The organism is Nocardia sp. NBC_00511 (assembly GCF_045161165.1).
Taxonomy (GTDB): domain Bacteria; phylum Actinomycetota; class Actinomycetes; order Mycobacteriales; family Mycobacteriaceae; genus Nocardia.
On record NZ_CP107849.1, the window covers coordinates 8357989 to 8381719 of the forward strand.

A 23731-nucleotide genomic window follows, 5' to 3' on the forward strand; every position below is an offset into this window, starting at 1 on the left:
AGGGCCGTGCGAAGAAAGCGGACTGCGGTCCGGTTACACTGTTCTCGCTGACCGGAACCGAGAGACGAGGAACGACCATGGCCGCAACCGTGAACACCGCCTCCCGCGCAGTCGCCGCCCAGGCGAGCGTCACCGCCACCGATATCGGCCTGCTGGCCGCCCGCGTCGGATTCGGCGCACTGCTCGCCGTGCACGGCAGCCAGAAGCTGTTCGGCTGGTTCAACGGCTACGGCCTCGACGCGACGGCGGGCGCGTTCGGTGGCATGGGCTACGACCCGGGCAAGTTCTTCGCCACCCTCGCCGGGCTCAGTGAGATCACCGGCGGGCTGCTGCTGGCGCTGGGTCTGGTGACGCCGCTGGCGGCCGCGATCGTGCTGGGCACCATGATCAACGCGGCCAACGCGTCGTGGCAGGGCGGGTTCGCGATGTGGGAGCTGCCGGTGGTCTACGCGATCGCCGCGATCGCGCTGGCGTTCACCGGACCGGGTCGCCTGTCGCTGGATGCCGGACGGCCTTGGGCGCGACAGGGATTGGTGTGGGGTGCCGGTGCGGTGGCGCTGGGCGTGGTGGCCGCGCTGATCACGCTGGCTGTGAAGTAAATCCCGCGACGGGCCGCGAATCAGGCCCTGCCGGAGGAGTTTTCGGTGTCCCCGCGCCGCGTGCAGGGCTTGGCGCGGGGACGACGGACACATCCGATGTGGGAATTGGGGGGTTCACCGGAGTATCGAAAGCCAATTTACTTCCGATCGGAAGTTGGAGCTACCCCTGTGACTGTTCTCACAGATGTCATTTCATTTGTGCGACACCATTTGTCAGTCTTTCGAGAGCCTTTGTCGCGACGGCCGGATCGGACGTTTCCCAATAGGGCGGCAGCGATGCCCGGAGATAACCGCCGTAGCGCGCCGTGGCCAATCGGGAATCCAGAATTGCGATAACTCCGCGATCATCGGTACTGCGCAGCAAACGCCCCGTTCCCTGCGCCAGTAGCAATGCCGCATGATTGGCGGCGATCGACAGAAAACCATTGCCGCCACGCGATTCCACCGCGCGCTGCCGCGCTACCAGCAGCGGATCGTCGGGGCGCGGGAACGGAATGCGGTCCAGGATCACCAAACTCAGCGACGGACCCGGTACGTCGACGCCCTGCCACAGCGAAAGTGTCCCGAACAGTGAGATTTCCGGGTCTTCCGCGAATTTGCGGACCAGGGCCCCGGTGGCGTCGTCGCCCTGACACAGGATGGGGGTGTCCAGGCGTTCGCGCAGTTCCTCGGTCGCGGCTTTCGCGGCCCGCATCGAGGAGAACAGACCCAGGGTGCGGCCGCCCGCGGCGCGGATGAGCCGCTCGATCTCGTCCATATAGGAGGGCGGCAGGCCGTCGCGGCCGGGTGCGGGTAAATGCTTGGCCACGTACAGGATTCCGGACTTGGCGTGGTCGAACGGCGAGCCCACGTCCACCGAATTCCAGCGCAGTTTCTTCTCGTCCGCCGGGACCTCCGCGCCGTTGGCCAGCGCCGGATCCACCGCGGCCGACGACTTCGGCGGCAGCCCCCAGGTCACCGCCAGATTGTCGAAGGAGCCGCCGATCTGCAGGGTCGCGGAGGTCAAAACCACTGTGGCAGTGCCGAACAGGCGGCTGCGCAGCAGACCACCCACCGACAGCGGGGCCATGTGCAGGGTGCGGCGCGCGATGCCGCGCAGGTCGTCGGACGCCAGCCAGATGACGTCGTGGTGCGCGGACGGATCGGATTCCTCGAAGGTGGTCAGCACCCGCACCGCGGCGTCGTGCACCTCCTCGACGGCGGCGAGGGCCTGATTGCGGGCGGCCGCCGATTCCGGATCGCCCTGCGCGCTGCTGCCGCCCTGCGGGGCGAGCGCGGTGCGCACGTTCCAGGCGGCGTCGCGGATCAGCGCGAGCACCGGAGCCGAGCCGTCGGGCAGTCGATCCCAGCGGCCGGGCGGCAGGTCGTCGAGCAGCCCGTGCCAGGCTTCGGCGGCGGCCTCGAGCCGATCCACCTCCTGCTCGTCGATGAGCTTGGTGCAGCGCTTGGCGGCGGCGGCGATGGCGGCTGTGGACAATTCGGCGGTGGCGACTCCGGTGACCCGGTCGACGAGCTCGTGCGCCTCGTCGATCACCACCACGTCGTGTTCGGGTAGCACCTGGATTCCGCTGATGGCGTCGATGGCAAGCAAGGCGTGATTGGTGACCACCACGTCGGCGGCCCCGGATTCGGCGCGTGCCTTCTCCGCGAAGCAGTCCTGCCCGAACGGGCAGCGAGACTTGCCCAGGCATTCGCGCGAACTCACGCTCACCTGCCGCCAGGCCCGGTCGCTGACGCCGGGGGTGAGTTCGTCGCGGTCACCGGTCTCGGTGTCGGACACCCACTCGTTGAGCCGCTGCACTTCGCGTCCGAGCCGCGAAACGGCGAACGCGTCGAACAGTTCGGCCTCGGCGGGCTCGTCCGGAATCGCACTGTTGATCTTGTTGAGGCACAGATAGTTGTTGCGCCCCTTGAGGATCGCGAACTGCGCCACCCGCCCCAGCGGTTCGGCCAGCGCCTGCGACAGTCGCGGCAGATCCCGATCCACCAGCTGCCGCTGCAACGCGATGGTCGCCGTCGACACCACCACGGTGCGCCCGGTCCGCACCGCGTGCCGCAGGCTCGGCACCAGATACGCGAGCGACTTGCCGGTCCCGGTCCCGGCCTGCACGGCCAGATGCTCCCCGGTGTCGATGGAGTGCGCGACCGCCGCAGCCATCGTCTGCTGCCCGGTGCGCTCCTTCCCTCCCAGCGCTTCTACAGCGGTGGCCAGCAGCTTGGGAACGGGAGGCAGTTCGGGCACGGCGGCCAGACTACTTCCCCGCTCTGACACCCCGCGTGAACCATGGCGTGATCAGGCCGCAAAGGCTGAAATCCGCTCAGTTTTCGAGGGTGCCCGCGAGTTCGACACCGGAGGCGCGGAGTTTGTCGAGGGCGGTTACCAGGGTGGTGGGGGAGACGGCGGCGGTGAGGCCGAGGAGGACTCGGGTGTCGAAGCCTTCGGAGCGGGCGTCGAGGGCGGTGGCTCGGACGCAGTGGTCGGTGGCGATGCCGCAGACGTCGACGGCGTCGACGTCGTGGTCGCGCAACCAGGTGGTGAGGGTGGTCTCGCCGTCGGTGGCGGTGCCTTCGAAACCCGAATAGGCCGCGGTGTAAGCGCCTTTGGAGAAGATCTCCTGGATCGGGGCGGTGTTCAGGTTCGGGTGGAAGTCCGCGCCCGGGGTGCCGACGCGGCAGTGCGGGGGCCAGCTGTCGACGTAGTCGGGGGTCGCGGAGAAGTGCGCGCCCGGGTCGATGTGGAAGTCGCGGGTGGCGACGATCGCGGCGTAGTCGGAGACGTCCAGGTATTCGGTGATGCGCTCGGCCACCGCCGCGCCCCCGGCGACCGCCAGCGATCCGCCCTCACAGAAATCGTTCTGCACGTCGACGACGATCAGGGCTCGATTCATGGGAGGGCCTTCCGTGGACCGGCGGTTGAACCACGCCGGTTCGCCGCTCGTATTGCATTGTGCCGCTCGGTGCGCGCCCGCGCGACGGCGGCGTCGTTCCAGGTGACAGGGGAGACATGAAGAGTGCCGCGCTGATGGCCCTGCGGTTCTTCGTGGCGTTCGAGATCGCCAGTGTGGTGGCCGATCTCGTCTGGCACGAAATCGATTTCACGGTCGGCGACATCGTGAGCACGCTGGCGTTCACCGTGTTCTTCGCCGCGCCCGCCGCGCTGATCGCGGCGGCGCTGTGGTGGCGGGTCACGGCGGACAAGCAGGTCAGCTCAGGAACGTCGTCGGAATCGCGGGCTCCCCGGCGGAAAGCTTCAGACCCTCCCACGGCAGACTGATCAGACTCTTGGTCACCAGTTCCCGGCTCTGCTCGAGGCTGGGCCGATCGGCGAGCACCTCGCCCTTGCGCACCATCGGCACCTGTAGCTCGCGCGACTCGAAGCCGTCGGTGTCCGGCTTGGCGGCGTCAGCCGGGTAGACGATTTCCTCGACGATGGTTCCGGTGCCGCGGGCCAGCCGCAGCGCCCGCTTGGTGCCGCCGCGAGACTCCTTGTGCGAGCTGCGTTTCGCCACCGGGACGCCCTCGACCTCGACCAGCTTGTAGACCATGCCCGCGGTCGGCGCGCCGGAGCCCACCACCAGCGAGGTGCCGACGCCGTACACGTCGACGGGTTCGGCGCGCAGCGAAGCGATGGCGTACTCGTCGAGATCGCCGGAGACCACGATGCGGGTGCGGACCGCGGCGAGCGCGTCGAGCTGCTCGCGCACCTGCCGCGCCAGCACCCCGAGATCACCGGAATCGATTCGCACGCCGCCCAATTCGGGTCCGGCCACCTCGATGGCGGTGGCCACGCCGCGGGTGATGTCGAAGGTGTCGACCAGCAGCGTGGTGCCGACGCCGAGCGCCCGCACCTGGCTGCGGAAGGCGTCGGCCTCGTGCTCGCCGTCGGATCCGGAGTGCAGCAGGGTGAAGGCGTGCGCGCTGGTGCCCGCGCTCGGCACGCCATAGCTGCGCGCGGCCTCCAGGTTCGAGGTGGCGTCGAATCCGGCCAGGTAGGCGGCGCGGGAGCTGGCGGGCGCGGCGAGCTCATGGGTTCGGCGCGAACCCATTTCGATCATCCGGCGGCCCCCGGCGGCGCTGACCATGCGGGCGGCCGCGGCGGCGATGGCGCTGTCGTGGTTGTAGATCGACAGGGCCAGCGTTTCCAGCAGCACGCATTCGGCGAAGGTGCCGCGCACGGTGAGAATCGGCGAGCCCGGGAAATACAGTTCGCCCTCGCGGTACCCGTCGATGTCGCCGGTGAAGCGGTAGTCGCGCAGCCAGGCCACGGTGTTCGGGTCCAGGAACCGCGCCACGATCGCCAGCTCCTGCTCACCGAATCGGAACTCGTTCAGCGCGTCCAGCAATCGCCCGGTCCCCGCGACCACCCCGTATCGGCGGCCGTTCGGCAACCTGCGGGCGAATACCTCGAAGGTGCATTGCCGCTGCGCCGACCCGTCGGCCAGTGCCGCCGCGAGCATGGTGAGCTCGTATTGATCGGTCAGCAGAGCGGTACTGGTCAGTCCGTTCGCAAGGGTCACGGGACCCACTCTAGGACGCTGCGAGCTGCTGTGACGGGAGCGGTCGGCAAATCCGACACACCTGTTGTTTCTGTGTTGTGGCGTCGTACCCTGGACGTTATGGGTCTGTGTAATCAGGACGTTGTCTGTGTCACCACTGCCTCGGCAGGCGTGAACGTGACACTGTTCGCGGCACAGGCGGCGCCGGAGGCCATCGAGTACGCCGAGGTGCTGGAGGCCGAGGACCGTCCTTGGGTAACGGTCGTTTGGGATGATCCGGTCAACCTCATGCACTACGTGACCTACATCTTCCAAAAGCTGTTCGGCTACAGCAAAGGCAAGGCAACCGAGTTGATGCTGAAGGTGCACAACGAGGGCAAGGCCGTGGTGTCCGCCGGCTCCCGCGACAAGATGGAACACGACGTGCAGCGCCTGCACGCGGCCGGACTCTGGGCCACCATGCAGCGTGACGAGTGATTCGGGCGACTACGGTATCCCCGTGCGGAAGTGGAGCAGGAAGAACTCCCTCAGCGGGTTGAAACTGCGTTCGGAAATGGACGCCCACGAGGCGGAGGTACTGCGGTCCCTGGTCGGGGCGGTGTCCGGATTGCTGACCGAGCGAGCCGGTTCGGCCCCCGAGGACGATCTCGCGGCCCTCACCGGGCTACAGACGGGCAACACCGTCCCGCCCGACGACCCGCGGCTGCTGCGGCTGCTGCCCGATTTCCACCGGCCCGAACCCGGTTCCCCCGACGCCGATCGCGCCGACCTCAACAGCGGCATGCGCAGCCTGCACGAGCCCGGCATCATCGATGCCAAGGTGGCTGCCGGACAGGTGATTCTCGACACCCTGCCCGCCGCGGGCGGCAAGATCCTCATCACCCCGGAGCAGGCCGACCGCTGGCTGATCGCCCTGAACGACGTCCGGCTGGCGCTGGGCACCGCCCTGAACATCAGTGCCGACACGCCCGAACATCTCGACGATGACGATCCGCGGTCCCCGAGCCTGGAGATCTACCACTGGCTGACCTGGATGCAGGATTCGCTGATTCAGGCCCTCGTGCCCTGACCCATTTCGCGGCATCGCGCCCATCGAAGGAGAAGTGGCCATGAACAGCGTTGCGGGACCACGTAATTCGATCACCGACGTGTCGGGCATCCTGGTCGGCCACCACCACGTGCTGGACGAGAATGCCACCCTCGGCGCGGGCGCGGCGACCGGCTGCACCGTGGTGCGAGCGCCGGGCGGTGCGGTTGCGTCCGTCGATGTGCGCGGCGGCGGACCCGGCACCCGCGAGACCGACCTGCTGAATCCGAGTAATACTGTGCGGCAGGCGAATGCGATTCTGCTCACTGGCGGCAGCGCCTACGGGCTGGCCGCCGCCGACGGCGTGATGCGCTGGCTCGAGGAGCATCGCGAGGGCATTCCGATGGATCCGAGCGACCCGGCCCGTGTGGTCCCGATCGTCCCGGGCGCGGTGATCTTCGATCTTCCGGTGGGGGCGTGGAACATTCGGCCCGACGCCGACTTCGGCTTCCTGGCCGCGGAGGACGCGAGTGTGGACTTCGAACGCGGAACCGCCGGTGCGGGCGTGGGTGCGCGCGCCGGGTCGATCAAGGGCGGAATCGGTTCGGCCAGTGTGCGATTCGACGACGGCCCGGCGGCGGGCGTCACGGTGGGCGCGCTGATCGTCGCCAATCCGGTCGGCTCGGTCTTCGATCCGCGCACCGGAATCCCGTGGGGCGCGGGCACCGACGGCCCGGAGCATTTCGGCCTGCACGCCGCCACCCCCGAACAGCTGACCGCCGCGAATGCGTTGGCAGTCAAGGGAACCGTGCTCAACACCACCATCGGCGTGGTCGCCACCGACGCCGCCCTGGACCCGGCGGCCTGTCATCGTCTGGCCACCACCGCGCACGACGGCCTGGCGCGCGCCATCCGCCCCGCGCATTCCCCGCTCGACGGCGACACCCTCTTCGCGCTCGCCACCGGGACCGCCGCGGCCGCACCCGGATTCCCGCTGCCGCCCGCGTTCCCGGCGGATCTGTTGCTGCTCGATCAGCTGTGCACGGCCGCGGCGGTGTGCGTGGAACGCGCGATCGTGGACGCCATCCTGTCGGCGACCTCGGTCGCGGGCATCCCGGCGTATTCCGATCTGTTCGGCCGCTAGACCCGCGTGCTCGCCGGGGTGTGATCGGCCGGGCCGGGAATAGCCGCATATTCTCACCTGTTGACGACAGCGCTTCGGCCGTTCGGCCGGGCGTCGGCGGAAGGATGCGACTGTGCTGGTGATCAGGGCCGACCTGGTGGACGCGATGGTCGCGCACGCGCGCGCCGATCATCCGGACGAGGCCTGCGGGGTGATCGCGGGCCCGGAGGGTTCGGATCGGCCGCAGCGGTTCGTGCCCATGGTCAATGCGGAGCGGTCGCCCACGTTCTATCGCTTCGATTCCGGTGAGCAGTTGAAGGTGTGGCGCGCCATGGACGACGCCGACGAGGAGCCGGTGGTCGTCTACCACTCGCACACCGCCACCGAGGCGTACCCGAGCCGCACCGACATCTCCTACGCCTCCGAGCCCAACGCGCACTACGTGCTGATCTCGACCCGCGATGCCGAACAGCACGAGCTGCGCAGCTACCGCATCATCGACGGCAAGGTCGAAGAGGAACCGGTCGAGATCGTCCCCGCCTACGCCTGAGCGCCCGAATCACAGCCCGCAGTACCCGAGCAAGGAGTCCCCCACATGCCGGTCACCGTATCCATTCCGACCATCATGCGTCCGATCACCAAGGGCGAGAAGCGAGTTCAGGCCGAGGGCGCGACCCTGGCCGCCGTCATCGCCAACCTGGAGGCCAGCTACCCGGGCCTCGAGGAGCGACTCCTCAAGGACGGCAAGCTCAACCGCTACGTCAACATCTACGTCGACGACGAGGACGTGCGCTTCACCGGCGGACTCGACGCCGAGGTCACCGACGGCGGCACCGTCACCATCCTTCCGGCGGTAGCCGGCGGCGCGCGCTAGCCGTGGCCCGCTACGAGTCGCTGATCGCGACACTCGGCAATACGCCGCTGGTAGGTCTGCGCAACCTGTCTCCGCAGTGGGACGGTGACGACCATGTGCGGCTGTGGGCCAAGCTCGAGGACCGCAACCCGACCGGATCCATCAAGGACCGTCCGGCGCTGCGCATGATCGAGCAGGCCGAGGCCGACGGCCGGCTCACACCCGGTTGCACGATTCTCGAGCCCACCAGCGGCAATACCGGCATCTCGCTGGCCATGGCGGCCAAACTCAAGGGCTACCGGCTGGTCTGCGTGATGCCGGAGAACACCTCGGTGGAGCGCCGCCAGCTGCTCACCATGTTCGGTGCGCGGATCATCGATTCCCCGGCGGCGGGCGGCTCCAATCAGGCTGTCGCGCTGGCCAAGCAGATCGCCGCCGAAAATCCGGACTGGGTGATGCTCTACCAGTACGGCAATCCGGCCAACGCCCTCGCCCACTACGAGACCACCGGTCCCGAGATCTTCGCCGACCTCCCCGAGATCACCCATTTCGTGGCCGGTCTCGGCACCACCGGCACCCTGATGGGCACCGGCCGCTTCCTGCGCGAGCAGGTTCCCGGCATCGACATCGTCGCCGCCGAACCCCGCTACGGCGAACTGGTCTACGGCCTGCGCAATATCGACGAGGGCTTCATCCCCGAACTCTACGACGAGTCCGTGCTGACCTCCCGCTTCTCCGTGGGCCCCTACGACGCGGTCCGCCGCACCCGCGAATTGGTCCTGGAAGAGGGCATTTTCGCGGGCATCTCCACCGGCGCGATCCTGCACGCCGCCCTCGGCGTCGCCAAGAAGGCCCAAAAGGCCGGTCAGCGCACCGACATCGCCTTCATAGTCGCCGACGGCGGCTGGAAATACCTCTCCACCGGTGCCTACGACGGCACGCTCGAAGAGGCCGAAGAACGCCTCGACGGCCAACTCTGGGCCTGACCCATCGCCTCGAACGGCGCGCCCGCAACGAAACCTGTTGCTGGCGCGCCGTTTTCGTCTACGGATCGTCAGAACTCACCGGCTCCGCCTCCCGGCTGCCCGCCGGGGGCGACCCGCAGCGACGATGGAAGTCGGCAATGCTGTCACGCCGCGGTCGCCGTTTCGGTGCTGAGACAGGTCATCTCACGCTGTCCGGATCGACGAGTCCGTAGTGGCGATCTCGCGGCGACGAACGGTAGTAGAGAGTCGGTGATCCCGCTGCCCATGTCGGGCAGCGGCAACGGGCTTCCGATTCGACACCGCTGACCGATGATCCCTGTAGGCAGCGTCGGCTTCGTGACCGGCGATCACTACCTCTGGACGGGTTCGGCCCGGTGCGGTGGACTGTCGAGTGCGAGGCCGTCGAACAGCTGCGGCGGTAGGCTCGGGGGAGGCTAGGAGGTGCTGCTATGACCGGTGGCGGTGGCATGGGTTCGTCGTTCGATCCGGATCGGATCGCGCGGTTGCGGGAGCAGCTGGCGAAGCCGCCGGTGCCTGCCGGTCGGCCGGGGACGCCGGTTCCGCAGTCGGGCGGCAGTGGTAATGCTCTGAAGTTGCTGTGGCAGCGGGCCATTGTGATCACGTTGGGATTCACCGGTTTGCTGTACGGCATCGAGGGGGTCGATGTCCTCACCGGAGACGAGCTGAACAACGCGGGGGTGAAGCCGCGCAGCGAGTCCGGGCTGATCGGGATTCTGTTCGCGCCTCTGCTGCACGCCAATTGGGGGCATCTGATCGGCAATACGCTGCCGGTGATCGTGCTGGGCATGTTGACGCTGCTGACCGGGATCGGGCGCGGGCTCGCGGCCACGGCCATCATCTGGGTGATCGCCGGTGTGGGGCAGTGGCTGACCGCGCCGTCCGGGACTGTGTCGCTGGGCGCTTCGGTGCTGGTGTTCGGCTGGCTCACATATCTGATCTGCTGGGGATGGTTCTCCCGGAATGTGTTGCAGATCGCGGTGGGCGTGGGGGTGGGGTTGCTGTATGGGTCGATCATCCTGGGTGTGCTGCCCGGGCAGCCCGGAATCTCTTGGCAAGGACATCTTTTCGGGGCGGTGGGTGGAGTGATTGCCGGGTGGGTACTCTCTGGGAATGAACGTCGTCATCGTCGCGGGGCTGACGCCGGCCGACTCGCGTCGTAGGGGTGACGCTGGACGCGGTCGGCGATTTGGGGGATCCCTCCTTGAGTGAGACAGCAGCGTGGCAGCATGGGGGAATGCGCCTCACCGTCCTCGGGTGCTCGGGCAGTGTGTCCGGCCCGGATTCCCCGGCGTCGGGATACCTGCTCACCGGCCCGGACATGACACCGACCGTCATCGATTTCGGCCCCGGCGTACTGGGTGCGCTGCAACGCCACCTCGATCCGGGTGAGGTCGACATCTTCCTCACCCACCTGCACGCCGACCACTGCCTGGATCTGCCGGGTCTGCTGGTCTGGCGGCGCTACCATCCCAACCCGCCGAGCGGTAAGGCCATCGTCTACGGCCCGACCGACACCTCGCTGCGGATCGGCAACGCCTCCGCGGAGATCGGCGGCGAGACCGACGACTGGTCCGACGTCATCGACATGCGGGTCTGGAAGGCCGACGAGCCGATCCCGTTCGGCTCCGGCCACACCGTCGAGGCGCGGCGCATGTTCCACCCGCCGGAGTCCTACGGCCTGCGCATCAACACCGCCGCGGGCCGCACCTTCGTCTACACCGGCGACACCGCCCTGTGCGACGAGGTCTTCGAGTTGGCCAGGGGCGCAGACGTTCTGCTGTCGGAGGCGTCGTGGACCCACGATCCGGCCAACCGTCCGCCGGGCATCCACCTCTCCGGCCACGAGGCGGGCCTGATCGCCGCCGAGGCCGGAGTCGGCGAACTGCTGCTCACCCACATCCCGCCGTGGACCTCGCGTGAAGACGTGATCGCCGAAGCCAAGGCCGTTTTCAGCGGCCCGGTGCACGCGGTCTCGCCGGGCGAAACCTTCGACATCTGAGGCACAGCAGCGGGCCGTGGACAGGGCCGGTCGGTCCACTACTAGGCTGACCCCCGTGTCTAAACGAGCCGATGGCAGGGCGGATGACGAACTCCGCGACGTGAAGATCACCCGGGGGTTCACTTCGCACCCCGCGGGTTCGGTGCTGGTGGAATTCGGTGGCACGCGGGTGATGTGCACCGCGAGCGTCACCGACGGCGTCCCGCCGTGGCGTCGCGAGTCCGGAATGGGCTGGCTGACGGCCGAATACGCGATGCTGCCCGCCGCCACCCACACCCGTTCGGGGCGAGAGTCGGTGAAGGGCAAGGTCGGTGGCCGCACCCAGGAGATCTCGCGGCTGATCGGCCGTTCGCTGCGCGCCTGCATCGACCTGTCGACCATCGGCGAGAACACCATCGCCGTGGACTGTGACGTGCTGCAGGCCGACGGCGGCACCCGTACCGCCGCCATCACCGGTGCCTACGTGGCGCTCTCGGACGCCATCACCTATTTGGCCGCCGGTGGCAAGCTCACCGACCCGCAGCCGATCTCGTGCGCCATCGCCGCGGTCAGCGTCGGCGTGGTCGATGGCCGGGTGCGTCTGGACCTGCCGTACGAGGAGGATTCGCGCGCCGAGGTCGACATGAACGTGGTCGCCACCGACACCGGCACCCTGGTCGAGATCCAGGGCACCGGCGAGGGCGCCACCTTCCCGCGCTCCACCCTGGACAAGCTGCTCGACTCGGCGCTGGCCGGTTGTGAGCAGCTGTTCGTGGTGCAGAAGGAAGCCCTCGCGCTGCCGTACCCGGGCGTGCTGCCCGAGCCCGGGGAATCCAAGAAGCGATGACCCGCCGCGTGCTGGTCGCCAGCCGTAATGCCAAGAAGCTCAACGAGTTGCGTCGCATTCTCGACGAGGCCGGGGTCGAGGGTATCGAGATCGTCGGCCTGAACGACGTTCCCGAATACGACGAGGCCCCCGAGATCGGCGCGACCTTCGAGGAAAACGCCGTGGCCAAGGCCCGCGACGGCTTCGCCGCGACCGGATTGGCCTGTGTCGCAGACGATTCCGGTATCGAGGTGGATGCCCTCAACGGCATGCCCGGCGTGCTGTCGGCACGCTGGTCGGGCGCCCACGGCAACGACGGGGCCAACAACACCCTGCTGCTGGCCCAGCTCGGCGACGTCCCCGACGAGCGCCGCGGCGCCCGCTTCGTCTCGTCGTGCGCCCTGGTCGCCGACGGCGTCGAGGAGATCGTGCGCGGCGAGTGGCCGGGCGTGATCGGCCGGAAACCGGTGGGCGACGGCGGTTTCGGCTACGACCCGCTGTTCTTCCCGGACGGCGGCGACGTCTCCTCCGCTCAGCTCACCCCCGCCGAGAAGGACGCCGCCTCGCACCGGGGCCGTGCCCTGCGTCAGCTGCTCCCGGCGCTGGCCGCACTCGCGCAGAACTGAATCCGGCCCGCCACCAACGGGTTTCGAAAAGCGAAGAGCGCCCCGCCGAAATATCGGCGGGGCGCTCTCGTTGTCAGGGGGCGTTCAGAGCCCGAAGGCCTGCTTCACCTCGCGGGTGCGCCAGTGCTCGAACACGAAGGACAGGAACGGGATCGTGCCCGCCAGGCAGGTCAGCGCCGTGGTGGCGGGCTGCCAGCGTGCCTTGATGCCGAGGTCGATGGTGAAGACCAGGTAGATCATGTAGAAGATGCCGTGCACCTGGCCGATGTAGAACAGCCAGTGCGGTGCGCTGTGGCTGTCGGAGATCAGCAGGTACTTGTAGACCATCTCACCGCACAGCACCAGCAGCCAGACGCCGGTGATGTAGGCGAGCGTCCGGTAGCGGAGTAGTGCGCCACGGATCTTCTCGGGGGTGGCCGCACCGAGCGGGCGAGGCGCCGGCGTGGCGGTCTCGACGGCGACGGGAGTCTCAGCGGAATTGTCGCGGGCGCTCAACCGGCGCTCCTCTCGATGTGTTGCAGCCCGGCCGCACGGACCTTCTCGTCCATATCGCGGGCGTGCAGTTCGGCCAGGTACCTGTTGTATTCGACGAGTTCGGGATCATCGGCCTTGGCGGCCTTGGGGCGTTCCGGCAGGATGCCCGCCGGAATCTCGCGCGGCGCAGCCGCTTTCACCCGGCGCGGCCGGTGCCCGGCGGGCGCGGCCGGTGCGGTCTCGTTGACGACGGCCGCCTCGGGTGCGGCCGCCTCCACCTCGTCGGCCTCCCGCTCGAGGCGGACGAACCGAACGTAGGCCCAGATCACGAACCCGGCGAAGAGCGGCCACTGCAGCGCGTATCCGAGGTTCTGGAAGGTGCCGCCGCCGGATTGGAAGCGTGTCCACTGCCAGTAGCCCAGACCCAGGCACGCCACGAAGGCCACGACCACGAACAGGATCAGGGCCGGGCGGCGTTGGGGAGCGGACACGACCTCCACGGTACCTCCCTACTACGCGCTGCGTAGTAAGAGGTCGGTTACACCGATCAGAACTTGTAGACGACTCCGGTGAGCCGCTCGGACTCCTCCCACAGCCGCCGCCACATCTCCTGGTCCTGCGACAGCTTGCTCGACGGCGAGGGCTCGACCGGACCCTGGCTGCCGAACCAGCGGGTGGGTCCCCAGTAGACGGTCGGGTCGGCGTCGGGGCTGGTGGCCGCGAACAGTGAGGAGTAGGCCGCGTGCGCGGGGGACTGGCCGACGATGCGGATGAACGGCTTGGAGATCCGGTCGATCGGGGTCTCGGTCTTGGCGAAGAGGTCGGTGGCCGAGACACCGGGGTGCACGCCGTAGGAGCGCTTGGCCGACCCGGCCTCGGTGAAGCGGCGCTGCAGTTCGCGCGCGAACATCAGGTTCGACAGCTTGGACTGCGCGTACGCGAGATTGCGCTGGTAGCGGCGATTCTCGTAGTTGAGGTCGTCGACCCACAGCTTGGGGGTCTGCTTGTGCGCGATGGACGCCAGGCTGATCACCCGGTCGCGGATCTTGTCCAGCAGCAGCCCGGTCAGCGCGTAGTGTCCGAGATGGTTGACGCCCCACTGGGTTTCGAACCCGTCCTTGGTGCGCGAGAACGGCACGTTCATCAGGCCCGCGTTGTTGATCAGCACATCGAATTCGCCGGTCTGCTCGGCGAATTCGCGCACCGAGGCCAGATCGGCCAGATCCAGCGCGGCCACTCGCACGTCACCGTCGATGGCGTCGGCGATCGGCTGGGCCTTGGCGGCGTTGCGGCAGGCCATGATCACGGTGGCGCCCTTGCTCGCCAGTACCTTGGTGGTCTGCTCGCCGAGTCCGCCATTGGCTCCGGTGATCACGAAGGTGCGCCCGGACTGGTCCGAGATTTCGCTGGGCTTCCATGCCATGGCTGGTGACCTCACAGGTTCGGCGTTCGATGTGCTGGGTCGCACTCGGTCGTCCTACCTTACTCCAGAGTAAGTTCTGGCGATAGGGTGTGCGCCCGCTCAGTCCCAGACGGTAGCGCAACCGAACCCGGCCCTGCTATTTGCCGTGTCGTTGCTGGTTATCGACCGACGGGCAAACATACTGGGCCGATGACCGGTGCCAGCGCCACCGCCGAGAAGCCCCTCATGCCGCCGCAACTCAGCCGGGCCCGGAGAAACGTCATCTTCGGAACCGTCGCCCTCGGCATGCTGATGGCCGCCCTCGACTCCACCATCGTCTCCACCGCCCTGCCGACCATCGTCGCCGACCTCGGCGGTGCCGGACACATGGCCTGGGTGGTCACCTCCTACCTGGTGGCCGAGGCCATCGCGACCGCCCTCGCGGGCAAGTTCGGCGACCTGTTCGGCCGCAAACTGGTCTTCCAGCTCAGCGGCGCGATCTTCATCATCGGATCGATGATCGCCGGGCTCTCCAACGGCATGACGCTGCTGATCGCCGCGCGCGCCGTGCAGGGCATCGGCGCGGGCGGGCTGATGGTCACCTCGATGGCCCTGATCGCCGACGTCATCCCGCTGCGCGAACGCGGCAAATATCAGGGTGCGCTGGGCGCGGTCTTCGGCATCACCACGGTGATCGGGCCGACCCTGGGCGGACTGTTCACCGACCACCTGAGCTGGCGCTGGTGCTTCTACGTCAACGTGCCGCTGGCGATCGTGATGATCGTGCTGGCCGCCCGCACCATTCCGATGACCCGCTCGATGGTCAAGCCGATCGTCGACTACCTGGGCATCGCCCTCATCGCCATCGGCGTCACCTGCCTGATCCTCGGATTGGAATGGGGCGGACAGGAATACGCGTGGGGCTCGGCGACCATCATCGGCCTGTTCGCGGCCGCGGTGGTGCTGATGACGGCGTTCGTGTTCGCGGAATTCCATGCCCGCGAACCCATGCTGCCCATGCACCTGTTCCGCAGCAACGTCTTCACCGTCTGCTCCATCCTGAGCTTCATCGTCGGCTTCGCCATGCTCGGCGCGATGACCTACCTGCCCGCGTATCTGCAATACGTGCAAGGGGTTTCGGCGACCGCGTCCGGTGTCCGCACGCTGCCGCTGGTGGTCGGGCTGTTCTTCACCTCGATCCTGTCGGGCAATATCGTCGGAAAGACCGGCCACTACAAGGCCTTCCCGATTCTGGGCACCGCGGTGATGGCGGTGGGCCTGTTCCTGATGTCGACCATGGGCGCGCACACCAGCTTCTGGACCATGTCGCTGTACATGCTGATCCTGGGTCTGGGCATCGGCCTGGCCATGCAGGTGCTGACCATCGTGGTGCAGAACAGCGTCCCGTACTCCGATCTCGGCACCGCGACCTCGGGCGTCACCTTCTTCCGCACCATCGGCAGCGCCTTCGGCACCACGGTCTTCGGCACCCTCTACTCCAATCAGCTGCGCCCGAATCTCGAAGCGGCACTGATCGAAGCGCGGGTGCGACCGGAGGCGGCGCAGAGTCCGGCGGCGCTGCGCGCGTTGCCCGCCGAGCAGTCCGCGCCGATCATCCAGGCCTACGCGGACTCCATCGACTTCGTCTTCCGCTGGGTGGTGCCGTTCGCGCTGCTGGGTTTCGTGGTCGCCTGGTTCCTGAAGCAGGTGCCGCTGCGCGACAGCGCCCGCGCCGAGGCCACCGATGTGGGCGAGCAGTTCGCCATGCCGGATTCCTCGGATCGGTTGGTGCAGTTGGAGCGTCGGGTCGCGCGAGTGCTGCGCAAGCTGCGCGACAATCAGGTCCCGGACTCGGGAATCCTGGCCGCGGCGGGCAGTTCGCTCGGCCGTGACGAGGCGTGGGCGCTGGGTCAGGTGCGCATGTACACCCGGTTGCGGGGTCAGGTGACCGTCGACGACATCGCCCGAACCCATTGGATCCCGGCCGAATTGATCGGACCGGTGTTCCAGCGGGCCGAACGCGAGGGCATGCTGCTGCGCGAGGGCGACGACCTGGTGCTCACCGACAAGGGTGTGCGGGAGGTCGACCGGGTGCGGGTGGCCTGGAAGCACTGGATCGAATCCCAGCTCACCAATTGGGATTCCGATGATCCGGAGGACCGGCGCCTGCTCGATCAGGCCATCGACAATATCGCCACCAAGCTGCTGGACGAGGCCGACCGCCCGGACGAACTCCCGGTGGGCTGATCCGGCTGTTCCCGAGCATAGTCGCTGCCCCATCGCGAATATCGCGATGGGGCGTGCTTTTCGTACGCGCGGCTATCCCGTGCGGATCAGGCCGACAGCGCGACCGGCCGCACGGTGGCGTCCCAGTCGATCCGGAACCGCATTTCGTGACCGAACGCCTTCTCCGGATTCATCCGCTTGAACGCGATCGGCATCACCAACTGCATGGTCTTGCGCACGATCGGCCCGGCCGCCTTGGTGTGGTTGACCCGCTTGACCCGCGCCGCGACCGCCTCCACCCGCGGCCGCCGCAGCGCCTCGTAGGTGGCGAAAGCCTGTGCCGGATCATCGATATCGCGCAGGCAGCGGGCCAGTTCGATACCGCTCTCGATGGCCAGTGACGCACCCTGGCCGGAGGTGTTGCTGGGTGCGTGGATGGCATCCCCGACCAGCACCATCCGGCCCCGATACCAGTGCGGTACCCGCGGCATGATCTGCAACGCGCCCCCGACCAGCAGTTCCCCGGCGGTGGTGTTGCGCGCCAGTTCCGCGCCCGGGATGTCGTCGCTGTAGGTGTCCCGCAGGATCGACAGCCACTCCTCGACGGGTACGGTGCGGGCCTGGCTCAGTGAAAAGTACTGCTCCCGAGGCAGATTCGCGCCCCAGCCGACCCGCCCGTCGGGCAGCGCCCAGTACAGGTAGTAGGCGCGTTTGCCGAAGGCGAAGGTCATCGAATCCGGTGCTACATCGAGCGAGCAGTCGGAGATCGCGCCGAAGCCCAGCATCCGCAGATACGTGGGTTCGGGCGCTTTCGGATCGATGAGGGTGCGCACCGTGGAGTGGATGCCGTCGGTGCCGATCAGCACGTCCGCGGTGGCGCTGCTGCCGTCGGCGAACAGCGCGGTCACGCCGCCCGCGTGCTCCTCGACGTCGATGAGTTTGCGGTTGTATTCGAAGGCGACCCCGGCCGCGACGGCATTGTCGTGCAGAACCTGGTGCAGCACAGGGCGATCCACCAGTCGCAGCGGTTCGATTTCGGTGAGCGTGGGCAGGGTGACGGTGGTGGCGCCGATCGACATGACCGAGGATCGGATCGGCAGTGCTGCGGCGCGGACCGCGTCCGCGGCCCCGACGATCTCCAGCGCGGCCATCCCGTTGGGCGCCAGTGCCAGATTGGTGCCGATGCCGTAGGCGGGTCCGGGATAGGCCTCGCAGACGGTGACGTCGATGCCGGCCATATGCAGTGCGGTCGCGGTCACGGGACCGGAGATGCCGCCGCCGATGACGAGTGCGGAACGAATGGACATGGTTGTCTCCAGAGAGTTGTTCGGAGGGTGTCGAGCGCCCGAACCACTGTCTGCGTGCAGAACCCAGTTATCCTGTAGTTGCCAAACTCGGCTCCGGGTTCGCCTGCACGGACGCGGTTCGAGACGGTGTGATCCCGGGCTTCGGCGGTGGTGTTGCAGCACCTCCGTCGGGGCCCGGTCTGATATCGGATCAGTCCTGAGGCGTTTGCGAGTCGGTTGCTCCTCCATCTCTCATGTCGATGATGTGGTCGGGTATGAAACCGTCGACGTGAAAACGCCGCCAGCCCTCCACATCCGGGAAGCTGCCGTCGGCGAGGGAATCGCGCAGGCCGCGTGCCCACTCGGCCTCGGCCGCGAGCATGGCGAGCAGATAATCCTCCTCGATGAGGAACAGGCGCGGCAGTGTGCCTTCCAGCGCTGCCAATTCGCTGCGGGTGTCCCGGATGGTCTTCTCCAGCTTGGTGATTCGCAGCGTGAGCAGCTCGACCACCTCGTCGGGCGGCAGCGCCGAGACCACCGACAGTCCCGCGACGAAGCGCCGCTGCTCGGGTTCCGGGTTGGAGATGAGTTCCCTTGTCCAGTCCGAGAGTTCGGCGCGACCGGCGGCTGTGATGCGGTAGATGGTGCGTTCGGGGCGCGCGCCGTCGCGTTCACTGCCGACGGCCTCGACGAATCCGTGCTTGGCGAGGTTGTCGACGACGGTGTAGAGCGATCCCCATTTGACGCCCATGTCGGCGTCCTTGCCCCAGGCTTTCATCTGGGCTGCGATGTCGTAGCGATGCCGGGGCTGCACGACCAGGGTGGACAGCACGGCCAGACCCATCAGGTTGCCGACCTTGCGTTTGCGGGCCATGGCCTGCCTCCCAACTCGTCTACGAATATACGTCCACGAGTATTCGGCCACAAGCATTCGTGACACGTCGTTGACGATCTTCCGGCCACGGTCGCACACTCGATCCTGGGCGCGGGCCGGTGCCCGGAGAGCGGGGAGGAGCTCGACATGACCGTGGCGAATGCCGATCCGGAGGTATTGATCGTGGGCGGCGGCCCGGTCGGGCTGACCGCCCGGGCCCTGCTGGAACGCTGGGGCGTGCGGGTGGCGCTGGTCGAGAAACACGGTGAGCTGTCGCCGTTTCCGCGATCCCGGCTGGTCAACGTGCGCACCATGGAGATCTTTCGCGGGCTCGGTGTCGCCGATGCCGTCGCCGCCCGCGCCTTCGCGCCCGAGTTCGGCCGCGTCCGCTTCCGAAACACGCTCGGCGAACCCGATTTCGCGACGGCCGCCATGATCGGGGTGAACGCGCCGATCCCGCAGAGTCCCGCGGTCGGCGCGGTCACCTCGCAGGATCGGCTGGAACCGGCGCTGCTCGCGGCCGCGAAGACGCCGCCGCGGTTCGGGGCCGAACTGGTGGCGCTGACCCAGGACCGCGACGGCGTGACCGCACTGCTCACCGACCGCGCGACCGGCGCGGAGACCAGCGTCCGGGCCCGGTATCTGATCGCCGCCGACGGTGCGAATTCCACTGTGCGCCAACGGCTCGGCATCGATGTCACCGGCCCCGGCGCGATCGGCGAGGCGACCACCGTCGTCTTCGACGCCGACCTGCGGGACTGGTGCGCGGCCCAGCCCTCGGGGGTCTACTTCACCTCGCACGGTTCGGTGATGCCGCTGTATCCGGAGGGCGGGTGGGGCTGGTTCGGGCCCACTCCGGCCGATCGGGTCGGGGTCGACTGGGAGAAGTTGGTCGTCGCCGCGTTCGGACCCGGCGTCGACGCAGCCGTCGAGGTGGTGCGGATCCAGCACTGGGTGATGAGTGCCTTTGTCGCCGAACGACTTCGCCACGGCCGCGTCTTTCTCGCCGGTGACGCCGCGCATACCGTCCCGGTGATCGGCGGCCTGGGGATGAACCTGGGCGTCGCCGACGTCCACAACCTGTGCTGGAAGTTGGCGGGGGTGCTGCGCGGCTGGGCCGGACCGCGGCTGCTGGAAACCTATGCGGCGGAACGGCTTCCGGTCGCGCATCGGACCATGCGGCGGGCGCTGGCCAATGCCGAGATGCTGGGCCGGGCGCAGCGGGCCCGGCTGGAGCGGGCCGGCCGCGACGTACCGCCGACCGAGGACGAATTGCCCTGGTCCGAGGAGTATTTCGCGCAGCTCGGGCTGGTGATGGGCGCGGTCTACCGGTCCACCGCCGTCCTCGGCGACGACAGCGAGCCGCCCGAGCCGGGGGCCGATTACGTCCAGACCGCGCAGCCGGGCCATCGGATGCCGCACCGCTGGCTGGCACCCGGTCGTTCCACCCTCGACGCGCTGGGCGAATGGTTCACCTTGTTCACGCCGGACCCGGTCGGCTGGGAGCAGCCGGCACAGGTCCCGCTGCGGATCGAAATCCTTTCCGTCGCAGACGCCGAACAGTGTGGACTGGGTCCGCGAGGTGCCGTGCTGGTGCGGCCGGACGGCCATATCGCCGCGCACTGGCCCGATCACCCCGGCGACGACGGCGAACTCGAGCGGGCGTTCGGTGCGATCAGTGGGTCGGCTGTTCCCGGGGCTTTCGGTTAGGGAGTTGCGAAGCTAGGCAGTTCCGAAGCGGTTGCGCAGATAGTCGCAGGTCGGCCGGTCGGCGGGGAGGAAGGCCTCCAGATGGAGTTCGGCCAGGGTGATGTCGGTGGCGGTCGCGAAGGTCGTGATCGTGGTGATCAGCCGCAATTCGCCGCTCTCGCAACGCAATCGCAGCGGGACGGCGAAGCCCAGGTGGTTCGGCCCCGGATCCGCCTGGGGTAGATAGCCGTCCAGCTCCGCGATGAGCTCGTCGAGGTCGGGGCTGGGGCTGCGGCCCGCGCGATTGCGCAGACTGTCGGTGACGTGGCGACCCCATTCGGGCAGGTTCAGCACCCGGCGGGCCAGCCCCTCCGGATGCAGGGCCAGCCGCAGCACATTGATCGGCGCTTCGAGCAGTTCCGGGGCGCAGCCCTCGGTCAGCAGCTCGAAACCCTTGTTGGCGGCCACCAGCATGCCGAAGGGCCGGGTCACCACCGCAGGGTAGGGGATGTGTCCCTCCAGGATGGTTTCCAGCGCGAGCCGCACCGGCTCCAGTTCCGGTGCGTCCAGCGCGGATTCGGGGAAGATCGGCGCGTAGCCCGCGGCCAGCAGCAGCCCGTTGCGTTCGCGCAGCGTCAGTTGCAGCACCTCGGCCAGCCGCACCACCATGGTGCGGCCCGGATGGGAGCGGCCCTGTTCGAGGAAGCTGAGGTAGCGCTGGCTGGTCTCGGCCGCGATGGCGAGATCGAGTTGGCTGATCCGGCGTCGCATCCGCCATTTGCGCAGCTGCTGTGCGAACGGATTCGTCGTTGTCGTCGCCACGGCCATCGTCGTCATACCTCCACTGTCCGCACCGTCGTGCACCTCCACTATTCCCTGCGGGGAATCGCACCGCCGTCCTCGCCTCAGCAGACTTCTCGGCAACGAGCGATCGAAGGAGAACGCGATGAACGGCATTGCCTACCAACTGGAGCCGCTGCGGGGCCTGGACGGACTGACCACCCGGGTCCAGGAGGCGCCGACCCCCGGACCGCACCAGGTCGTGGTCCGGGTGCGCGCCACCTCGCTCGAGCGTCGTGACCTGATGCTGATCGCGGGCACCTACCCGGTGAAGGCGCGGCCGGGCGTGGTGCCGCTGGTCGACGGTGTCGGCGAGGTGATCGCGGTCGGACCGGAGGTGGCCCGGGCCGCGCTCGGTGACCGCGTGATGAGCACCTACTTCGTGGGCTGGAACGAAGGCCCGCAGACCCAGGAGCTGTCGAGCCAGCAGTACGGCGCGACCCACGACGGCTGGCTGGCCACCTACGTTGTGCTGGAAAAGGATTCGGTGGTGCAGGTGCCGCCGCACCTCACCGACGCGGAGGCCGCATCGCTGACCTGCGCGGGCCTGGTGGCCTGGGCGGGAGTGACCAAGCCGGTGCCGGTCGGCCCCGGCGACACCGTATTGACCGTCGGTACCGGTCCGGTGGGCCTGTTCGCCGTGCAGCACGCGAAAGTGCTGGGGGCCCGGGTCATCTCGATCACGTCCTCGCCCGACAAGGGCGAGCGGTTGCGCAAGCTGGGCGCCGACGAGGTGATCGACCGCAACGAGATCCCGGACTGGGAGCAGGCCGTACTCGGGCTGACCGGCGGACTGGGCGCGCAGGTGGTAGTCGAGGCGGTCGGCATGCTGACGCTGCCGAAATCCCTTGCGGCCACGGCCTACAACGGTCAGGTGTCGCTGATCGGCGCGTTCCCCGCGCCCGCCGGGCGGCCCGCGGGTGATCCGCTGGGCGGCAAGTACATCGCGCTGCGGCGGGTCGCGGTGGGCAGCCGGACCGATCTGGAGCTGATGAACCGCACCTGGTCCGAGCACGAGGTGCGGCCGGTGATCGACCGGGTGTTCCCGTTCGAGGAAGCGGTCGATGCCTACCGCTACTTCGAGGACGGTGACCCGTTCGGCAAGGTTGTCATCTCGATCCCTTAGTCTCGGCGACCATGCGGATCTTCCTGGCGGGCGCCAGCGGCGTCCTCGGTACTCGACTGGTCCCGCTGCTCATCGCGGCGGGACACCAGGTGGCCGGTATGACCCGGTCCCCCGACAAGGCGCGGCTGCTCGCGGCCGCGGGCGCGGAACCGGTGGTGTGCGACGCCTTCGACGCCGACGCGCTGACAGCCGCGGTCGTCGCCTACGCACCGGATCTGGTCATGCACCAGCTCACCGACCTGCCCGACGACCCGGCCAAGCTGCCCGAGGGCCGCGAGGCCAATGCCCGCATCCGCCGGGAGGGCACCGCCAATCTGCTGGCGGCGGCCGCGGCCGCCGGGAAGGCGCGGGTGCTGGCGCAGAGCGTCGCGTGGGAGATGACCGGCGCGGGTCAGGACGCCAAGGAGTTCCTGGAGAGTGCGGTGCTGGCGGCCGGTGGCGTGGTGCTGCGGTACGGCCAATTCTTCGGTCCGGGAACGTATTACACGGACGAGCCGCCGCAGTCGCCGCGCATTCACCTGGACGAGGCGGCTCGCCGTACCGCTCGCGCCCTCGAGTTTGCCTCGGGTGTCTATCGGGTCGTCGACGATACCGAGGCAGACTTCGAGGCGATCTAGCGCTACTTACTGGCAATCAGTTCAAATAGATATTCACCTGGGACCCTTTCCTTACACGTCGTGCGTTCAGCTCTCCAGCAAATCTGTGTACCGTCGCTTGAAGGACGGGCTTTTCGGATCTGCGGACGTGACTGCGAATCGAAGGGAATCCTCGGTGACGCTCGGTGCAGTACAGGAGAAACCCACCGCGACAGCGGAGGACGGCGTTCCCGGCGTGGTCGCGCCCGGTGAGATGTCGCCACGGGTGCTCGCCGTACTCGTCGTACTGTCGATCGGGTTGGTCTTCACCCTGGTCGGCGGCGTGATCCGGGAGGGCCTCGACAGCCCGGACGGCCCGGCCGGACCCGGTGCCCCCGCCTCCAGTTCCACCGAGGCCCCGGTGAACGCCGCGCCGACCAAGGCTCCCGCGTTGCCTCCGCCGCCTCCGCCGCCGCCCGCCCCGGTCGACTCGGTGCAGGCACCCGCTCCCGCGCCCGCGCCGCAAACCCAGCAGTGGGTGGCGCCCGCTCCGGTCGAGGTGGCCCCCGAGCCGACGTTCGACGCGCCGCCTCCGCCGCCTCCGCCGCCCGCGCCCGCGCCGATTCCGGACATCCTGGCCCCGATCCTCCCGTTCCTGCTGCCGCCGCCCCCGCCTCCGCCGCCCGCTCCGTAATCCGAAGGAG

Annotated in this window: 26 protein-coding genes; 17 read left to right on the forward strand and 9 right to left on the reverse strand. The window is 68.3% G+C overall.

What is annotated here, in order from left to right:
- The first annotated feature begins 77 nt into the window (after window positions 1-77).
- Window positions 78-599 carry a DoxX family protein gene (locus OG300_RS38710; RefSeq protein WP_405489821.1) on the forward strand — a complete coding sequence of 174 codons (522 nt, stop codon included), beginning with the start codon at window positions 78-80 and terminating at the stop codon, window positions 597-599.
- Between the two features lie 187 nt (window positions 600-786).
- On the opposite strand, the gene OG300_RS38715 is transcribed toward OG300_RS38710, so the two are convergent.
- Window positions 787-2841, reverse strand: coding sequence for an ATP-dependent DNA helicase (locus OG300_RS38715; RefSeq protein WP_405489823.1), 2055 nt, complete (start codon window positions 2839-2841; stop codon window positions 787-789).
- Window positions 2842-2917: 76 nt separating this feature from the next.
- On the reverse strand, window positions 2918-3487 hold the full coding sequence (locus OG300_RS38720) for an isochorismatase family protein (RefSeq protein WP_405489825.1): 570 nt from the start codon (window positions 3485-3487) through the stop codon (window positions 2918-2920).
- A 59-nt stretch (window positions 3488-3546) separates the two neighbouring features.
- Here OG300_RS38720 and OG300_RS38725 point away from each other — a divergent pair, with 59 nt between their 5' ends.
- A complete protein-coding gene (locus tag OG300_RS38725; RefSeq protein ID WP_405489827.1) occupies window positions 3547-3873 on the forward strand; it encodes a hypothetical protein in 327 nt (108 codons plus the stop codon).
- Here OG300_RS38725 and OG300_RS38730 read toward each other — a convergent pair.
- Window positions 3803-5116 carry a nicotinate phosphoribosyltransferase gene (locus OG300_RS38730; RefSeq protein ID WP_405489829.1) on the reverse strand — a complete coding sequence of 438 codons (1314 nt, stop codon included), beginning with the start codon at window positions 5114-5116 and terminating at the stop codon, window positions 3803-3805. The genes OG300_RS38725 and OG300_RS38730 overlap by 71 nt on opposite strands.
- Before the next feature lie 99 nt (window positions 5117-5215).
- Here OG300_RS38730 and clpS point away from each other — a divergent pair, with 99 nt between their 5' ends.
- The 10 genes from clpS (at window position 5216) to OG300_RS38780 (ending at window position 12535) form a co-directional block, all read left to right on the forward strand.
- A complete protein-coding gene (gene clpS / locus OG300_RS38735; protein WP_405489832.1) occupies window positions 5216-5572 on the forward strand; it encodes an ATP-dependent Clp protease adapter ClpS in 357 nt (118 codons plus the stop codon).
- Between the two features lie 22 nt (window positions 5573-5594).
- Window positions 5595-6164 (forward strand): DUF2017 domain-containing protein, encoded by a 570-nt coding sequence (locus OG300_RS38740; protein ID WP_405489834.1) that lies wholly within the window; start codon window positions 5595-5597, stop codon window positions 6162-6164.
- A gap of 40 nt (window positions 6165-6204) precedes the next feature.
- Window positions 6205-7266 carry a P1 family peptidase gene (locus OG300_RS38745; RefSeq protein WP_405489836.1) on the forward strand — a complete coding sequence of 354 codons (1062 nt, stop codon included), beginning with the start codon at window positions 6205-6207 and terminating at the stop codon, window positions 7264-7266.
- 112 nt (window positions 7267-7378) lie between these two features.
- Complete coding sequence (locus OG300_RS38750; RefSeq protein WP_405489838.1) at window positions 7379-7795, forward strand: Mov34/MPN/PAD-1 family protein; 417 nt, start codon at window positions 7379-7381, stop codon at window positions 7793-7795.
- 45 nt (window positions 7796-7840) lie between these two features.
- Complete coding sequence (locus OG300_RS38755; protein ID WP_405489840.1) at window positions 7841-8119, forward strand: MoaD/ThiS family protein; 279 nt, start codon at window positions 7841-7843, stop codon at window positions 8117-8119.
- Between the two features lie 2 nt (window positions 8120-8121).
- Window positions 8122-9084: a PLP-dependent cysteine synthase family protein gene (locus OG300_RS38760; protein WP_405489842.1), complete on the forward strand. Its 963-nt coding sequence runs from the start codon at window positions 8122-8124 to the stop codon at window positions 9082-9084.
- Between the two features lie 449 nt (window positions 9085-9533).
- The gene (locus OG300_RS38765) at window positions 9534-10265 is read left to right on the forward strand and encodes a rhomboid family intramembrane serine protease (protein ID WP_405489844.1); all 732 of its coding nucleotides are present in this window, start codon (window positions 9534-9536) and stop codon (window positions 10263-10265) included.
- A 74-nt stretch (window positions 10266-10339) separates the two neighbouring features.
- Complete coding sequence (locus OG300_RS38770; RefSeq protein WP_405489846.1) at window positions 10340-11104, forward strand: cyclic nucleotide-degrading phosphodiesterase; 765 nt, start codon at window positions 10340-10342, stop codon at window positions 11102-11104.
- A 55-nt stretch (window positions 11105-11159) separates the two neighbouring features.
- On the forward strand, window positions 11160-11930 hold the full coding sequence (gene rph / locus OG300_RS38775; RefSeq protein ID WP_405489848.1) for a ribonuclease PH: 771 nt from the start codon (window positions 11160-11162) through the stop codon (window positions 11928-11930).
- Window positions 11927-12535: a non-canonical purine NTP pyrophosphatase gene (locus OG300_RS38780; protein ID WP_405489849.1), complete on the forward strand. Its 609-nt coding sequence runs from the start codon at window positions 11927-11929 to the stop codon at window positions 12533-12535. Before rph ends, OG300_RS38780 begins: the two co-directional genes overlap by 4 nt.
- A gap of 84 nt (window positions 12536-12619) precedes the next feature.
- Here the strand turns inward: OG300_RS38780 and OG300_RS38785 are convergent, their stop codons facing one another.
- Genes OG300_RS38785 through OG300_RS38795 form a run of 3 tightly spaced genes read right to left on the reverse strand, consistent with a single transcriptional unit; the run spans window position 12620 to window position 14432 of the window.
- Window positions 12620-13030, reverse strand: coding sequence for a DUF3817 domain-containing protein (locus OG300_RS38785; RefSeq protein ID WP_405489851.1), 411 nt, complete (start codon window positions 13028-13030; stop codon window positions 12620-12622).
- The gene (locus tag OG300_RS38790; protein ID WP_405489852.1) at window positions 13027-13509 is read right to left on the reverse strand and encodes a transcriptional regulator; all 483 of its coding nucleotides are present in this window, start codon (window positions 13507-13509) and stop codon (window positions 13027-13029) included. The genes OG300_RS38785 and OG300_RS38790 overlap by 4 nt, the downstream gene beginning before the upstream one ends.
- Before the next feature lie 47 nt (window positions 13510-13556).
- Window positions 13557-14432 (reverse strand): oxidoreductase, encoded by an 876-nt coding sequence (locus OG300_RS38795; protein WP_405489853.1) that lies wholly within the window; start codon window positions 14430-14432, stop codon window positions 13557-13559.
- 189 nt (window positions 14433-14621) lie between these two features.
- On the opposite strand from OG300_RS38795, the gene OG300_RS38800 reads away from it, so the two are divergent.
- Window positions 14622-16658, forward strand: a complete 2037-nt coding sequence (locus tag OG300_RS38800; RefSeq protein WP_405489855.1) for a DHA2 family efflux MFS transporter permease subunit — start codon at window positions 14622-14624, stop codon at window positions 16656-16658.
- An 86-nt stretch (window positions 16659-16744) separates the two neighbouring features.
- Here the strand turns inward: OG300_RS38800 and OG300_RS38805 are convergent, their stop codons facing one another.
- Window positions 16745-17944 (reverse strand): FAD-dependent monooxygenase, encoded by a 1200-nt coding sequence (locus OG300_RS38805; protein WP_405489857.1) that lies wholly within the window; start codon window positions 17942-17944, stop codon window positions 16745-16747.
- Between the two features lie 190 nt (window positions 17945-18134).
- Window positions 18135-18797, reverse strand: coding sequence for a PadR family transcriptional regulator (locus OG300_RS38810; RefSeq protein ID WP_405489858.1), 663 nt, complete (start codon window positions 18795-18797; stop codon window positions 18135-18137).
- A gap of 147 nt (window positions 18798-18944) precedes the next feature.
- On the opposite strand from OG300_RS38810, the gene OG300_RS38815 reads away from it, so the two are divergent.
- Window positions 18945-20507, forward strand: coding sequence for an FAD-dependent monooxygenase (locus OG300_RS38815; protein WP_405489859.1), 1563 nt, complete (start codon window positions 18945-18947; stop codon window positions 20505-20507).
- A 12-nt stretch (window positions 20508-20519) separates the two neighbouring features.
- Here OG300_RS38815 and OG300_RS38820 read toward each other — a convergent pair whose 3' ends face one another.
- Complete coding sequence (locus tag OG300_RS38820; protein ID WP_405489861.1) at window positions 20520-21323, reverse strand: helix-turn-helix domain-containing protein; 804 nt, start codon at window positions 21321-21323, stop codon at window positions 20520-20522.
- Between the two features lie 109 nt (window positions 21324-21432).
- On the opposite strand from OG300_RS38820, the gene OG300_RS38825 reads away from it, so the two are divergent.
- From OG300_RS38825 to OG300_RS38835, 3 genes are all read left to right on the forward strand, one after another.
- Window positions 21433-22452: an NAD(P)-dependent alcohol dehydrogenase gene (locus OG300_RS38825; RefSeq protein WP_405489862.1), complete on the forward strand. Its 1020-nt coding sequence runs from the start codon at window positions 21433-21435 to the stop codon at window positions 22450-22452.
- An 11-nt stretch (window positions 22453-22463) separates the two neighbouring features.
- Complete coding sequence (locus OG300_RS38830) at window positions 22464-23069, forward strand: NAD-dependent epimerase/dehydratase family protein (protein WP_405489863.1); 606 nt, start codon at window positions 22464-22466, stop codon at window positions 23067-23069.
- 154 nt (window positions 23070-23223) lie between these two features.
- The gene (locus OG300_RS38835) at window positions 23224-23721 is read left to right on the forward strand and encodes a hypothetical protein (RefSeq protein ID WP_405489864.1); all 498 of its coding nucleotides are present in this window, start codon (window positions 23224-23226) and stop codon (window positions 23719-23721) included.
- The last annotated feature ends 10 nt before the right edge of the window (window positions 23722-23731 follow it).

Excerpts from the sequence above, each read along its gene's own strand:
- OG300_RS38795 (WP_405489853.1), bottom strand. The coding sequence starts at position 14,432 with ATGGCATGGAAGCCCAGCGAAATCTCGGACCAGTCCGGGCGCACCTTC.
- OG300_RS38810 (WP_405489858.1), bottom strand. The coding sequence starts at position 18,797 with ATGGCCCGCAAACGCAAGGTCGGCAACCTGATGGGTCTGGCCGTGCTG.
- OG300_RS38830 (WP_405489863.1), top strand. The coding sequence starts at position 22,464 with ATGCGGATCTTCCTGGCGGGCGCCAGCGGCGTCCTCGGTACTCGACTG.
- OG300_RS38825 (WP_405489862.1), top strand. The coding sequence starts at position 21,433 with ATGAACGGCATTGCCTACCAACTGGAGCCGCTGCGGGGCCTGGACGGA.
- OG300_RS38720 (WP_405489825.1), bottom strand. The coding sequence starts at position 3,487 with ATGAATCGAGCCCTGATCGTCGTCGACGTGCAGAACGATTTCTGTGAG.
- OG300_RS38780 (WP_405489849.1), top strand. The coding sequence starts at position 11,927 with ATGACCCGCCGCGTGCTGGTCGCCAGCCGTAATGCCAAGAAGCTCAAC.
- OG300_RS38755 (WP_405489840.1), top strand. The coding sequence starts at position 7,841 with ATGCCGGTCACCGTATCCATTCCGACCATCATGCGTCCGATCACCAAG.
- OG300_RS38805 (WP_405489857.1), bottom strand. The coding sequence starts at position 17,944 with ATGTCCATTCGTTCCGCACTCGTCATCGGCGGCGGCATCTCCGGTCCC.
- clpS (WP_405489832.1), top strand. The coding sequence starts at position 5,216 with ATGGGTCTGTGTAATCAGGACGTTGTCTGTGTCACCACTGCCTCGGCA.
- OG300_RS38820 (WP_405489861.1), bottom strand. The coding sequence starts at position 21,323 with ATGACGACGATGGCCGTGGCGACGACAACGACGAATCCGTTCGCACAG.
- OG300_RS38815 (WP_405489859.1), top strand. The coding sequence starts at position 18,945 with ATGACCGTGGCGAATGCCGATCCGGAGGTATTGATCGTGGGCGGCGGC.
- OG300_RS38800 (WP_405489855.1), top strand. The coding sequence starts at position 14,622 with ATGACCGGTGCCAGCGCCACCGCCGAGAAGCCCCTCATGCCGCCGCAA.
- OG300_RS38770 (WP_405489846.1), top strand. The coding sequence starts at position 10,340 with ATGCGCCTCACCGTCCTCGGGTGCTCGGGCAGTGTGTCCGGCCCGGAT.
- OG300_RS38745 (WP_405489836.1), top strand. The coding sequence starts at position 6,205 with ATGAACAGCGTTGCGGGACCACGTAATTCGATCACCGACGTGTCGGGC.
- OG300_RS38710 (WP_405489821.1), top strand. The coding sequence starts at position 78 with ATGGCCGCAACCGTGAACACCGCCTCCCGCGCAGTCGCCGCCCAGGCG.
- OG300_RS38765 (WP_405489844.1), top strand. The coding sequence starts at position 9,534 with ATGACCGGTGGCGGTGGCATGGGTTCGTCGTTCGATCCGGATCGGATC.